This is a genomic window from Pseudomonas sp. 18.1.10 (assembly GCF_024655625.1).
Taxonomy (GTDB): Bacteria; Pseudomonadota; Gammaproteobacteria; order Pseudomonadales; family Pseudomonadaceae; genus Aquipseudomonas.
In genome coordinates, this window is sequence record NZ_JANLGL010000097.1 from 1 (window position 1) to 13,563 (window position 13,563).

13 protein-coding genes are annotated in these 13,563 nt (G+C 62.4%); 11 read left to right on the plus strand and 2 right to left on the minus strand.

Features of this window, described 5'->3' with window-relative positions; translation table 11 throughout:
* Nucleotides 1-149: 149 nt before the first annotated feature.
* Complete coding sequence (locus NUV89_RS17110) at nucleotides 150-1,625, minus strand: inorganic phosphate transporter (RefSeq protein WP_207039742.1); 1,476 nt, start codon at nucleotides 1,623-1,625, stop codon at nucleotides 150-152.
* A gap of 323 nt (nucleotides 1,626-1,948) precedes the next feature.
* The gene (locus NUV89_RS17115; RefSeq protein ID WP_003172389.1) at nucleotides 1,949-2,149 is read right to left on the minus strand and encodes a hypothetical protein; all 201 of its coding nucleotides are present in this window, start codon (nucleotides 2,147-2,149) and stop codon (nucleotides 1,949-1,951) included.
* Nucleotides 2,150-2,652: 503 nt separating this feature from the next.
* On the opposite strand from NUV89_RS17115, the gene pcaR reads away from it, so the two are divergent.
* The 11 genes from pcaR (at nucleotide 2,653) to pcaC (ending at nucleotide 13,396) form a co-directional block, all read left to right on the plus strand.
* Nucleotides 2,653-3,495 carry a pca regulon transcriptional regulator PcaR gene (gene pcaR / locus NUV89_RS17120; protein ID WP_017735916.1) on the plus strand — a complete coding sequence of 281 codons (843 nt, stop codon included), beginning with the start codon at nucleotides 2,653-2,655 and terminating at the stop codon, nucleotides 3,493-3,495.
* A 152-nt stretch (nucleotides 3,496-3,647) separates the two neighbouring features.
* Complete coding sequence (locus tag NUV89_RS17125) at nucleotides 3,648-4,988, plus strand: MFS transporter (RefSeq protein WP_257782247.1); 1,341 nt, start codon at nucleotides 3,648-3,650, stop codon at nucleotides 4,986-4,988.
* Between the two features lie 213 nt (nucleotides 4,989-5,201).
* Nucleotides 5,202-6,059 (plus strand): CoA transferase subunit A, encoded by an 858-nt coding sequence (locus tag NUV89_RS17130; RefSeq protein ID WP_257782248.1) that lies wholly within the window; start codon nucleotides 5,202-5,204, stop codon nucleotides 6,057-6,059.
* Nucleotides 6,059-6,838: a CoA-transferase subunit beta gene (locus tag NUV89_RS17135; RefSeq protein WP_257782249.1), complete on the plus strand. Its 780-nt coding sequence runs from the start codon at nucleotides 6,059-6,061 to the stop codon at nucleotides 6,836-6,838. Before NUV89_RS17130 ends, NUV89_RS17135 begins: the two co-directional genes overlap by 1 nt.
* Nucleotides 6,835-8,037, plus strand: coding sequence for a 3-oxoadipyl-CoA thiolase (gene pcaF, locus NUV89_RS17140; RefSeq protein ID WP_257782260.1), 1,203 nt, complete (start codon nucleotides 6,835-6,837; stop codon nucleotides 8,035-8,037). The genes NUV89_RS17135 and pcaF overlap by 4 nt, the downstream gene beginning before the upstream one ends.
* 17 nt (nucleotides 8,038-8,054) lie before the next feature.
* Nucleotides 8,055-8,759: a protocatechuate 3,4-dioxygenase subunit beta gene (gene pcaH, locus NUV89_RS17145; protein WP_124525957.1), complete on the plus strand. Its 705-nt coding sequence runs from the start codon at nucleotides 8,055-8,057 to the stop codon at nucleotides 8,757-8,759.
* 1 nt (nucleotide 8,760) lies between these two features.
* Complete coding sequence (gene pcaG / locus NUV89_RS17150) at nucleotides 8,761-9,327, plus strand: protocatechuate 3,4-dioxygenase subunit alpha (RefSeq protein WP_257782250.1); 567 nt, start codon at nucleotides 8,761-8,763, stop codon at nucleotides 9,325-9,327.
* A gap of 196 nt (nucleotides 9,328-9,523) precedes the next feature.
* Nucleotides 9,524-10,819, plus strand: coding sequence for an MFS family transporter (locus tag NUV89_RS17155; RefSeq protein WP_257782251.1), 1,296 nt, complete (start codon nucleotides 9,524-9,526; stop codon nucleotides 10,817-10,819).
* 10 nt (nucleotides 10,820-10,829) lie between these two features.
* Nucleotides 10,830-12,185 (plus strand): 3-carboxy-cis,cis-muconate cycloisomerase, encoded by a 1,356-nt coding sequence (locus NUV89_RS17160; protein WP_257782252.1) that lies wholly within the window; start codon nucleotides 10,830-10,832, stop codon nucleotides 12,183-12,185.
* A 10-nt stretch (nucleotides 12,186-12,195) separates the two neighbouring features.
* Nucleotides 12,196-12,987 (plus strand): 3-oxoadipate enol-lactonase, encoded by a 792-nt coding sequence (gene pcaD / locus NUV89_RS17165; RefSeq protein WP_257782253.1) that lies wholly within the window; start codon nucleotides 12,196-12,198, stop codon nucleotides 12,985-12,987.
* 10 nt (nucleotides 12,988-12,997) lie between these two features.
* On the plus strand, nucleotides 12,998-13,396 hold the full coding sequence (gene pcaC / locus NUV89_RS17170; protein ID WP_257782254.1) for a 4-carboxymuconolactone decarboxylase: 399 nt from the start codon (nucleotides 12,998-13,000) through the stop codon (nucleotides 13,394-13,396).
* The last annotated feature ends 167 nt before the right edge of the window (nucleotides 13,397-13,563 follow it).

Here is a 13,563-nt window from a genome sequence, read left to right on the forward strand (position 1 = left end):
AGCTTGCGTATGTAGTGGCTGACACGCCGCATTCGCGAGCAAGCCCGCTCCCACATTTGTACTGCAGTCGGCTTTAGATCTACAGATGCCTAGGCAATAAAAAAGGTGCGACCCTCGCGGATCGCACCTTTTTTATTGCAGGCGGCTTATCAGCTGCCCAGCGCCTTGGACGCCAGCCAGAACAACCCGGCCGACAGGCCGACGGTGGCTGGCAAGGTCAGTACCCAGGCCATCAGGATGGTCTTGACCGTCCCGCCTTGCAGGCCGCTTTTGTTCGCAACCATGGTACCGGCCACACCCGACGACAGTACGTGGGTGGTGGACACCGGCAGGGCAAAGATGTTGGCGAAGCCAATCATGGTAGCCGTGGTGATCTGCGCCGACATGCCCTGGGCATAGGTCATGCCTTGCTTGCCGATCTTCTCGCCAATGGTCAGTACCACACGCTTCCAGCCCACCATGGTGCCCAGGCCCAAGGCCAGTGCAACGGCGAGGATCACCCAGAACGGTGCGTACTCGGTGGTGGCGGTCAGGTCTTTGCGCAGCTTGTCCAGGTCGGACTTCTCACGCGCATCCAGGCCCGGCAGCTTGCCGACTTTCTTCGCGGTGTCGTCCAGGCAGAGCAGGTAGCGACGCACTTCAATGCGGTGGTCGGCGGTCAGCGAGTGGTAGTCGGACACACCTTTGAGCGTCTCCATCAATGCGCTGATGGTCGGCTCAGTCTGCTGCGGATTGCACTGGAACTTGCCCGGCAGGTCGTTCTTCACGCTTTTGCCCAGGGCCAGGAACTCGCCGAGGGTGGCATTGTTGCGCTGGTAGAACTGGCTCAAATGCACAGTCGCGTCGCGGGTACGCTCGATCTGGTAGGTGGTGCTGCCCAGGTCAAGGACGAACTGCGCCGGCACGATGCCGATCAACACCAGCATGATTAGGCCGATGCCTTTCTGGCCATCGTTGGAACCGTGCACGAAGCTCACGGCCATGGCGGAGATCACCAGGACCAGCCGGTTCCAGAACGGTGGGTGCTTCTTGTCGTCAAGCTTGCGGCGCTGGTCCGGCGTCTTGTGCATCTTCGACAGTGGGCGCCACCATTTCAGGCCGATCAGCACCAGGGCTGCGACCAGGAAGCCGGCCATGGGCGAGAACACCAGGGACGCACCGATATCGATCGCTTTCTGCCAGTTCACACCGTCAGCCAGGGGGATATCGTTAATCAGGGCGTTGGCCAGGCCAACACCGAGGATCGAGCCGATCAGGGTGTGGGAGCTGGAGGCCGGGATACCGAAGTACCAGGTGCCCAGGTTCCAGGTGATCGCCGCTGCCAATAGAGAGAAGACCATGGCCAGGCCGTGGCCCGTGTTCACATTGATCAGCAACTCCACCGGCAGCAAGTGCACGATGGCGTAGGCGACACCGACACCACCGAGCAACACGCCGAGGAAGTTGAACACCCCGGAGAAGAACACGGCCAGGTGCGGCGGCATGGCTTTGGTATAGATGACTGTGGCCACCGCGTTAGCGGTGTCATGAAAGCCATTGATGAACTCGAAGGCGAGGACAAAGGCCAGGGCGAGCAGCAGGCTCACTAGAACCCAAGCATCCAGTCCGCTGAATAAATCGATCATGAAGGTTTTCTGACCCGGTCGTAAGGGGGCGCGATTATGCCAGAAAACCTCGGTAATCGATGCACTAGCTGCTCATCGGTAGCAATCTTCATTGAAATGCCCGGGGTGAGAGGCGTCCATCCCAGGGTTTTCGGGGCTTTGGCAAGTCTTTGATTTATAAAGCGAGGGCGCGTTTCAGGGGGTAAATGCCACTAAAACGTCATCCCTGAAACATTTGTATGAAATTTCGTTTGCGACGATAGGACGCGTGCCGAATCTATCGCAGCCCTCGGCTGGCAATGCGCCAGCGGAGGTGGCAAGTGCCGCAGCTCGGGTCGAAGGGCTTATGGCTCTTCGGCCTTGAGTTCCTGTTCAATCTTTTGGATTTCCTGGGCAAACGCCTGGTCGAGCAAGCTGGCGCGTTTACGCCAAGGTTTACGCTCGGGCTCAGGCTGCGCGGCGTAGGTGGTGACTTCCCCGCCGTAAACGTCCTTGTAACGTTGTTCCTGGCGCTCAAGTTCCGCGCGCAGTTCATCTTTCGTCACTGTATTACCTAATATGAGTTGAGTTTGATTATTGTGCAGTGGCCTACCGGGAAGTCGCGTTCAGGTTGTTCCAAGTTGAACGGTTTAACGTTCAAGTTTGAGGGAGTGGCCTGAGGTCGATACTTTAAGCGGTTACTTGTGACCGACGATGCACACTGAATGTGTCGCCTGGCGAGCTCTGGCCCCGATAGTGAAACCGGGTTGACCTCTGCACAGCCTGCAGTATAGCGGCGCATTTTAAGAACACTATCACCATAAAGTTAAAAATTGCCAACTTCGTGTGAGCGTTTTGTTACTTAAGCGCGTCAGTCGATTGCGGAAAATCTGGCGCCAGAAAGTTTTCATTGCTTGAGCATTAGCCGGGTGCTGCAAATTGCGATAATCGGAGTGGTGTCCGATAATCGCCCAGTGTCACTGGCCTGGCGTTGTGCATTGCGGCCCGCGCGGCTTGTAATAGTGGCCAAACCTACCTGCGGTTGAAAACAAGAAAAAGGATCCATGGAATGAACGATCAATTGCGCAACTCCTTCGCATCAGTGGCGCCACCGATCGTGGCGTCACCGGCCAAGCGCATCCAGGCGTTTACCGGCGATCCCGATTTCATGACCTCCCTGGCCCGTGGCCTGGCCGTGGTGCAGGCGTTCCAGGAGCGCAAGCGCCACCTGACCATCGCCCAGATCAGCCATCGCACGGAAATCCCCCGCGCCGCCGTGCGCCGTTGCCTCTATACCCTCATCAAGCTCGGCTACGCCACCACCGACGGGCGTACCTATTCGCTGCTGCCCAAGGTGTTGACCCTGGGCCACGCGTACCTGTCGTCCACGCCGCTGGCGGTGTCGGCGCAGCCCTACCTGGACCGCATGAGTGAGCAACTTCACGAAGCCTGCAACATGGCCACCCTCGAAGGCGATGACATTCTCTACATCGCCCGTTCCGCCACGACCCAGCGCCTGATCTCGGTGGACCTGTCGGTGGGCGGGCGCCTGCCGGCGTACTGCACGTCCATGGGGCGCATCCTGCTCGCCGCGCTGGATGACGCCTCCCTGCAGGACTACCTCGACCACGCCGACCTGCAAACCAAGACCAGCCGCACCCTGACCACCCCAGCGGCCTTGCTCGAATGCCTGCAACAAGTGCGGCAGCAGGGCTGGTGCATTGTCGATCAGGAACTGGAGCAAGGCCTGCGCTCCATCGCGGTGCCGGTGTATGACGCCTCCGGCCAGGTGTTGGCTGCGCTCAACGTCAGCACCCACGCCGGCCGCGTCAGCCGCAGCGAGCTGGAGCAGCGTTTCCTGCCGAGCATGCTCAGCGCCAGCCGTGAGCTGAGCGCGCAGCTGTTTACCTAAGCTGTTCGGTGATCGCACAGATCCCGGCTCTATTAATTGACGATGTTTCCCCTGGCTTATTACTGTGCGGCAGCGCTCTAGGGCGCCGCCTCACTCAATAATAATGACGGCCGCAGGTCGTCAACCCGCCCATCGGTGTGGAAATAACAATAATGAATCAACCGTCTGTTGGTACGACCCTGGACGTCCAGTCCTTCATCAACGCCCAGCCACTGTCGCGCTACCAGTGGCGCGTGGTGATCCTGTGTTTCCTGATTGTCTTCCTTGATGGCCTCGACACAGCGGCCATGGGCTTTATCGCGCCTGCGCTGTCCCAGGATTGGGGCATCGACCGTGCCAGCCTCGGCCCGGTGATGAGCGCCGCGCTGATCGGCATGGTGTTCGGCGCCCTCGGTTCTGGCCCGCTGGCCGACCGGTTCGGGCGCAAAATGGTGCTGGTGGGTGCGGTGCTGGTGTTTGGCGCGTTCAGCCTGGCCTCGGCCTACGCCGCCAACGTCGACCAGTTGCTGGTGCTGCGCTTTCTCACCGGGCTTGGCCTCGGGGCGGGCATGCCGAACGCCACCACGCTGCTCTCCGAATACACCCCCGAGCGCCACAAATCACTGCTGGTGACCAGCATGTTCTGCGGTTTCAACCTGGGCATGGCCGGCGGCGGGTTTATCTCGGCCAAGCTGATCCCGGCATTTGGCTGGCACAGCCTGCTGCTGATCGGCGGCATCCTGCCGTTGATCCTCGCGGTGGTGTTGCTGGTGTGGCTGCCGGAGTCGGCGCGTTACCTGGTGGTGCGCAATCGCGGCACCGACAAGGTGCGCAAGACCCTGGCACCCATCGAGCCGACCATCGTCGCCCAAGCCAGCGACTTCAGTGTGCCCGAGCAAAAAACCGTGAAGGCGCGCAACGTATTCGCGGTGATCTTTTCCGGCACCTACAGCGCCGGCACCTTGCTGCTATGGCTCACCTACTTCATGGGCCTGGTGATCGTCTACCTGCTGACCAGCTGGCTGCCGACCCTGATGCGTGACAGTGGCGCCAGCATGGAGCAAGCCGCGTTTATCGGCGCGTTGTTCCAGTTTGGCGGGGTGCTGAGTGCCGTCGGCGTGGGCTGGGCGATGGACCGCTTCAATCCGCACAAGGTCATCGGCATGTTCTACCTGCTGGCCGGGGTGTTTGCCTACGCGGTCGGCCAGAGCCTGGGCAATATCACGCTACTGGCGACCTTGGTGTTGATCGCCGGGATGTGTGTCAACGGCGCGCAATCGGCGATGCCCTCGCTGGCGGCGCGGTTCTACCCGACCCAGGGCCGTGCCACCGGGGTGTCGTGGATGCTTGGGATTGGGCGGTTTGGCGCGATCCTAGGGGCGTGGATGGGGGCGACGTTGCTGGGACTGGGCTGGAACTTCGAGCAGGTGCTGACGGCGTTGGTGATTCCGGCGGCGCTGGCCACGGCGGCGGTGGTGATTAAGGGCATGGTCAGCCATGCGGATGCGACCTGAGGCCAACGCTGACTCTATGCCTGGCGGGCTTGTGTGGGAGCGGTGCCCACTTTAAGTCCTGTATGGAGAAAAAGTTAGCCAGGCAACAATCAGTTCGATTATCGAACACTTAGTCGATTATCGGATTGTTACAGCCATTTCCCCGACTTAATCTTCAAGTCACTTCGGCGCCACCTCTGCGCCTTTTTCGATCCACACCGGGAGCCCGACCCCATGGCTGAAATGCTCACCCTGACCGACGCGGTAAAGCGTTTCGTGAACGACGGCGATACCGTTGCGCTCGAAGGCTTCACCCACCTGATCCCCACGGCGGCGGGTCATGAAATCATTCGTCAGGGCAAGAAAGACCTGACGCTGGTGCGTATGACGCCTGACTTGGTCTACGACCAATTGATCGGTGCCGGCTGCGCCCGCAAGCTGATTTTCTCCTGGGGCGGCAACCCCGGCGTGGGTTCCCTGCATCGCCTGCGCGACGCGGTCGAGAAGCAATGGCCGCAGCCGCTGGAGATCGAGGAACACAGTCACGCCGACCTGGCCAACGCCTACGTCGCCGGCGCTTCCGGCCTGCCGTTCGCGGTGCTGCGTGCCTACGCCGGTTCCGACCTGCCCAAGGTCAACCCGCTGATTAAGACCGTGACGTGCCCGTTCACCGGTGAAGTGCTGGCGGCCGTGCCGTCGGTGCGCCCGGATGTAACCGTGATCCACGCGCAAAAAGCCGACCGCAAGGGCAACGTGCTGCTCTGGGGCATCCTCGGTGTGCAGAAGGAAGCGGCCCTGGCGGCCAAGCGCTGCATCGTCACCGTCGAAGAAATTGTCGATGACTTGCATGCGCCGATGAACAGCTGCGTGCTGCCGACCTGGGCCCTGACTGCGGTGTGCCACGTCCCCGGTGGTGCGCATCCGTCCTACGCCCACGGCTACAACGAGCGCGACAACCGCTTCTATCAGGCGTGGGACCCCATCGCCCGCGACCGCGAGACCTTTACCGCCTGGATCGACGAATACATCCACGGCACCGCCGACTTCAGTGAATTCCAGGCCAAGCTGACCACACAGCAGGAGGCCAAGTAATGGCTTACTCCACCAACGAAATGATGACCGTCGCCGCCGCGCGTCGCCTCAAGAATGGCTCCGTCTGTTTTGTCGGCATCGGCCTGCCCTCCAAGGCCGCCAACCTGGCGCGCCTGACCTCGTCGCCGGATGTGGTACTGATCTACGAGTCCGGCCCGATTGGTGCCAAGCCGAGCGTGTTGCCGCTGTCCATCGGTGATGGCGAGCTGGCGGAAACCGCCGACACCGTCGTCCCCACGGGTGAGATCTTTCGCTACTGGCTGCAAGGCGGGCGCATCGACGTCGGCTTCCTCGGCGCGGCCCAGGTCGATCGCTTCGGCAACATCAACACCACCGTGGTCGGTGATTACCACCAGCCCAAAGTGCGCCTGCCGGGTGCCGGTGGCGCGCCGGAAATCGCCGGCTCCGCGAAGAGCGTGCTGATTATCCTCAAGCAGTCTTCGCGTTCGTTTGTCGACAAGCTGGATTTCATCACCTCGGTGGGCCACGGCGAGGGCGGCGATTCACGCAAGCGCCTGGGCCTGCCGGGCGCCGGGCCGGTAGGGATTATTACCGACCTGTGCATCATGGAGCCGGAAGCCGGCACCCATGAATTTGTCGTCACCGCGTTGCATCCTGGGGTGACCCGCGAGCAAGTGGTGGCCGCCACCGGTTGGGCGATTCGATTTGCCGAGCAGGTCAGCATCACGGCCGAACCGACCGACGTCGAACTGAACGCCCTGCGTGACCTGGAAGCACGCACCGCCGCCGCCCACGGCCAAGCGCCTGGAGAAGCCTGATGCGCGACGTATTTATCTGTGACGCCATCCGCACCCCCATCGGCCGTTTCGGCGGTGGCCTGGCCACGGTGCGCGCCGATGACCTGGCGGCCGTGCCGATCAAGGCGCTGATCGAGCGCAACCCCTCGGTGGATTGGACCGCGGTGGATGAGGTGTTCCTCGGTTGCGCCAACCAGGCCGGTGAAGACAACCGCAACGTCGCGCGCATGGCGTTGCTGCTGGCGGGTCTGCCGGAGAGCATTCCGGGGGTAACCCTCAACCGCCTGTGCGCTTCGGGCATGGACGCCATCGGCACGGCCTTTCGCGCCATTGCCAGCGGCGAAATGGAACTGGCAATTGCTGGCGGCGTGGAGTCGATGTCCCGCGCGCCGTTCGTGATGGGCAAAGCCGGCGCGGCGTTTTCCCGCGATATGAAGCTGGAAGACACCACCATCGGCTGGCGTTTTATCAACCCGTTGATGAAGGCCCAATATGGCGTGGATGCGATGCCGCAGACCGCCGATAACGTCGCCGACGATTACCACGTATCCCGCGCCGACCAGGACGCCTTTGCCCTGCGCAGCCAGCAACGTACCGCTGCCGCGCAAGCGGCTGGGTTCTTCGCCGAGGAAATCGTGCCGGTGCGGGTCGCCCATAAAAAAGGCGAGACCGTGGTGGAACACGACGAGCATCCACGGGACACCACCCTGGAAGCCCTGGCCAAGCTCAAACCGGTGAACGGCGCGGACAAGACCGTGACGGCCGGCAATGCTTCCGGCGTGAACGACGGCGCTGCGGCGTTGATCCTCGCGTCCGCCGAAGCGGTGCAAAAACACGGCCTGACCGCCCGCGCCCGTGTACTGGGCATGGCCAGCGCCGGCGTTGCGCCGCGTGTGATGGGCATCGGCCCGGTGCCAGCGGTACGCAAACTGGTGGAACGCCTCGGCCTGGCGGTCAGCGACTTTGACGTCATCGAACTCAACGAAGCCTTCGCCAGCCAAGGCCTGGCGGTGCTGCGTGAACTGGGCATTGCCGACGACGCGCCGCAGGTCAACCCGAACGGCGGCGCCATCGCCCTCGGCCACCCGCTGGGCATGAGCGGCGCACGGCTGGTATTGACCGCCCTGCATCAGTTGGAAAAAACCGGTGGCCGCAAAGGCCTGGCGACCATGTGTGTGGGCGTCGGCCAAGGGTTGGCCCTGGCGATTGAACGCATCTAATAAGAGAGGACTGCTCCATGAGTGACAAGCCCGGTTACCGGCGCCCGCAAGCGGGCACCCAACCTGATTACCTGCACCCGGCCTACCAATCGACGAACGTGCGTTCGCCGTCGCAGCCGTTGGTGTTTCTGCCCCATTCCTTGTCGGAAATCACCGGCCCGACCATCGGCGCCGAGCGTATCAACGCGAAGGACAACGACCTGACCGCCCAGCATGACGGCGAGCCCCAGGGCGAACGCATCATCATTCACGGGCGTGTGCTCGATGAAAACGGCCTGCCGGTGCCGGGCATCCTGGTGGAGATCTGGCAGGCCAACGCGGCCGGTCGCTACAACCACAAGCGTGACCTGCACGACGCACCGCTGGACCCGAACTTCACCGGCACCGGTCGCACCGTCACCGACGCCGACGGCTGGTACCAGTTCCAGACCATCAAGCCCGGCGCCTACCCGTGGGGCAACCACCACAACGCGTGGCGCCCGGCGCATATCCACTTTTCGCTGTTCGGCCCTAGCGTGCTGACGCGCCTGGTCACGCAGATGTACTTCCCCGGCGACCCGCTGCTGGAATACGACCCGATCTACAACTGCGTGCCGGACACTAGCGCCAAGGAGCGCTTGATCGCCCGTTTCGACCTGGAAAAAACCATTCCTTCCTATGCCCTCGGCTACCGCTGGGACATCGTCCTGCGCGGCCGCGACGCCACGCCGATGGAGAAATGAGATGACACTCAACGCGACCACGTCCCACACCGTCGGGCCGTATTACCACATCGGCCTGACCTGGCTGAACCGCGAAGACCTGACCACCGCCGCCACCCTGGGTGAACGCGTGGCGATCAGCGGGCAAGTGCTGGACGGCAACGGTGAAGTCGTCAATGACGCCATGCTGGAAGTCTGGCAGGCCAACGCCGCCGGCAAATATGACCACCCGGAAGATGAGCAGGACAAAGCGCTCGACCCGAACTTCGAAGGTTTTGGCCGGGTGCCGGTGGATGCCGAAGGGCGGTTCCGCTTTACCACCATCAAGCCGGGCGCGGTGCCGGGGTTGGAGGGCACGACCCAGGCGCCGCACCTGGTGGTGCTGGTGTTTGCGCGGGGCCTGGTGAAGCACTTGCTCACGCGGATTTATTTTGACGGCGAGCCGATGAATGGGGATGACCCGTTGTTGGCGTGTGTGCCTGTCGAACGCCGTGAGACCTTGATTGCCAAGCAGGATGCAGCGGGTGTGCATCAGTGGAATGTGGTGTTGCAAGGGACCGATCGGGAAACAGTGTTCTTTGATTATTGAGTTGGCTTGAGATCATTCGCGAGCAAGCCCGCTCCCACATTTGATCGAGTTCCAACTCTGGAATGCAGTCAACTGTGGGAGCGGGCTTGCTCGCGAAGAGGCCAGCCCAGCCACCCCACCTCCAAAAGTCTGGTTGCGGAACGAGCTTGTTGCAAAGTATGTCTAGGCTATAACCGTTCCCACTGAGTGAAAAATCATGACAACAACCACCAGTCACTACACCGGAGAAGAACGCCGCAAACGGATTTTTGCGATTGTCGGGGCTTCCTCCGGCAACCTCGTCGAATGGTTCGACTTCTACGTCTACGCCTTCTGCGCCATCTACTTTGCCCCGGCCTTCTTCCCGTCGGACAACCCCACCGTACAGCTGGTGAATACAGCCGGTGTATTCGCCGCCGGTTTCCTGATGCGGCCCATTGGCGGCTGGCTGTTCGGGCGCGTGGCCGACAAGCACGGCCGTAAAAACTCAATGATGATCTCGGTGCTGATGATGTGCGCCGGCTCCCTGGTCATCGCCTTTTTGCCGACCTATAACGACATCGGCGTCTGGGCACCGATCCTGCTGCTGCTCGCGCGCCTGTTCCAGGGCCTGTCCGTGGGCGGCGAATATGGCACCACCGCGACCTACATGAGTGAAGTGGCCCTCAAGGGCCAGCGTGGCTTCTTTGCCTCGTTCCAGTACGTGACCCTGATCGGCGGCCAGTTGCTGGCGGTGCTGGTGGTGGTGATCCTGCAACAGATCCTCACGGAAGAAGAGTTGCGTGCCTGGGGCTGGCGGATTCCGTTTGTGATCGGTGCCATCGCGGCGGTGATCTCCCTGTTGCTGCGCCGCACCTTGAAAGAAACCACCAGCAAGGAAATGCGCGAAGACAAGGACGCCGGCAGCATTGCCGCGCTGTTTCGCGACCACAAGGCGGCGTTTATCACGGTGCTGGGCTACACCGCGGGCGGCTCGCTGATTTTCTACACCTTCACCACTTACATGCAGAAGTACCTGGTGAACACGGTCGGCATGCACGCCAAGACGTCGAGCTACATCATGACCGGCGCGCTGTTCCTGTATATGTGCATGCAGCCGGTGTTCGGCATGCTCGCGGACAAGATCGGCCGCCGTAACTCGATGCTCTGGTTTGCCGGCCTTGGCACCTTGTTCACCGTGCCGATCCTGCTCACCTTGAAAACCGTCAGCAGCCCGTTCCTGGCCTTTGTGTTGATAACCCTGGCCCTGGCGATTGTCAGCTTCTACACCTCCATCAGCGGCCTGGTGAAAGCGGAGATGTTCCCGCCCCAGGTGCGTGCCCTGGGGGTTGGCCTGGCGTATGCGGTGGCCAATGCGATCTTTGGCGGCTCGGCGGAATTCGTCGCGCTGAGCCTCAAGTCCATCGGCATGGAAAACAGTTTTTATTGGTACGTCACGGCGATGATGGCGATCGCTTTCCTGTTCAGCTTGCGCTTGCCAAAACAGGCGGCGTATTTGCACCACGATCTGTAAGGGACGGGTTATGACACTGCGCACGCGCAATCAACTGTTCGACGCTTACTTCACGGCGGGCAGCATGGCCGAGGTGTTCTGCGACAGGGGACGCTTGCAGGGCATGCTGGATTTTGAAGCGGCGCTGGCCCGGGCCGAAGCGAAGGTCGGGTTGATCCCGCAAACAGCCGTCGCGCCGATTGCCCAGGCGTGCCTGGCCTCGCTGTACGACGTCGATGCCCTCGGCGTGGCGATTGCCACGGCGGGTAACTCGGCGATCCCGTTGGTGAAGGCCCTAGGCAAGTTGATCGCCAGTGAAGACGCTGGTGCCGAACGCTATGTGCACCTGGGCGCCACCAGCCAGGATGTGATGGACACCGGGCTGGTGCTGCAACTGCGCCAGGCGCTGGTGCTGATCGAAACGGACCTGGCGCGCCTGGGCGATATCCTCGCCGCCCAGGCCCAGCGCTATGCCGACGTGCCGTTGGCCGGGCGCACCTGGTTGCAGCATGCGACGCCGGTCACGCTGGGGATGAAAATCGCCGGTTGGCTGGGGGCGGTGACCCGCAGCCGTCAGCGGCTCAACGAGCTGAAACCGCGCTTGCTGGTGCTGCAATTCGGCGGCGCCTCCGGCACGCTGGCCGCCCTCGGCGAACAGGCTCTGCCGGTGGCGCAAGCCCTGGCCGATGAGTTGCAACTGAGCCTGCCCGAACAACCCTGGCACACCCAGCGCGATCGCCTGGTGGAGTTCGCCAGCGTACTCGGCCTGATCGCCGGCAGCCTGGGCAAACTGGGGCGCGACATCAGCCTGTTGATGCAGACCGAAGCGGCCGAGGTATTCGAACCCTGCGCGCCGGGCAAGGGCGGCTCGTCCACCATGCCGCACAAACGCAACCCGGTGGGCGCTGCCGTGCTGATTAGCGCCGCCACCCGCGTGCCCGGCCTGGTGGCGACTATGTTCAGTGCCATGCCGCAAGAGCACGAGCGCAGCCTGGGCCTGTGGCATGCCGAATGGGAAACCCTGCCGGAGATCTGCCGGCTGGTGTCCGGCGCGTTGCAACAGGCGCTGCTGGTGAGCGAAGGCCTGGAAGTGGACGCGCAGCGCATGGCCCACAACCTCGACCTGACCCAGGGCCTGGTATTGGCCGAAGCCGTGAGCATCGTGCTCGCCCAGCGCCTGGGCCGTGAGACCGCACACCATCTGCTGGAACACTGCTGCAAACGCGCCGTCGCCGAAGGGCGGCACTTGCGTGCGGTGCTGGCGGACGAACCCCAGGTCACCGCCGAACTGTCCGCGGCCGAACTCGACCGCCTGCTCGACCCCGCCCATTACCTGGGGCTGGCCCGTACCTGGGTCAGCCGCGCCGTAACCGAACATTTTGCTTGAGGAGACCACCGTGGCCTTTGTACAACTCGCCGACGGCGAACTGCATTACCAACTCGATGGCCCCGTGGATGCGCCGGTGTTGGTGCTGTCCAACTCCCTGGGCACCGACCTGCACATGTGGGACATCCAGATCCCGGCGTTCACCGAGCACTTTCGCGTGTTGCGCTTTGATACCCGTGGCCATGGCAAATCCCTGGTCACCCCAGGGCCCTACAGCATCGAGCAATTGGGCCGCGACGTGATCGCGCTGCTGGACGCGCTGGATATCCCGCGCGCGCATTTCTGTGGCTTGTCCATGGGCGGCTTGATCGGCCAGTGGCTGGGCATCAACGCGGGCGAACGCCTGCACCGCCTGGTGGTGTGCAACACCGCTGCCAAGATTGGCACGCCGGAGATCTGGAACCCGCGCATCGAGATGGTCCTGCGTGACGGCGCGGCGGCGATGGTTGCCTTGCGCGATGCGTCGATTGCGCGCTGGTTCACCGCCGATTTTGCGGCGGCCAACCCGCATCAGGCCAAGCAGATCACCGACATGCTGGCCGCCACATCTCCCGCAGGTTATGCCGCCAACTGCGCCGCCGTGCGCGATGCGGATTTTCGCGAGCAACTGGCGTTGATAAAGGCCCCGACCCTGGTGATCGCCGGCACCGACGACGCGGTTACGCCACCGGAGGGCAGCCACTTTATCCAGAACCATGTGCAGGGCGCCGAATACGCCGAGTTCTATGCGGCGCACCTGTCCAATGTCCAGGCCGGCGCTGCGTTCAGCGACCGGGTTATCGAATTTTTGCTGGCCCACTGAGGAGTTTTTTGTGGACGAGAAACAACGTTACGCCGACGGCCTGCAAGTGCGCCGCGAGGTGCTGGGCGACGCCCACGTCGATCGCAGCCTCAACGCCCTGACCGAGTTCAACAGCGAGTTCCAGGAGATGATTACCCGCCACGCCTGGGGTGACATCTGGACCCGCCCGGGCCTGCCTCGGCACACCCGCAGCCTGATAACCATCGCGATGCTGATCGGCATGAACCGCAATGAAGAGTTGAAGCTGCACCTGCGCGCCGCCGCCAGCAATGGCGTGACCCGTGCCGAGATCAAGGAAGTGCTGATGCAGAGCGCGATCTACTGCGGGATACCGGCGGCGAATGCCACTTTTCACTTGGCGGAGTCGGTGTGGGATGAGTTGGGGGTTGAATCGCGCCAACCCTCCTGAACCTGAAATGCAATCAACTGTGGGAGCTGGCTTGCCTGCGAAAGCGGTGTATCAGCCAGCAACTGTTTAGCTGACCCACTGCCATCGCAGGCAAGCCAGCTCCCACATTAATTGCAGGGTGTCAGTGGGGATTGGCGTCCTACAACCAGTGCGGGGCAGCAGCGGCG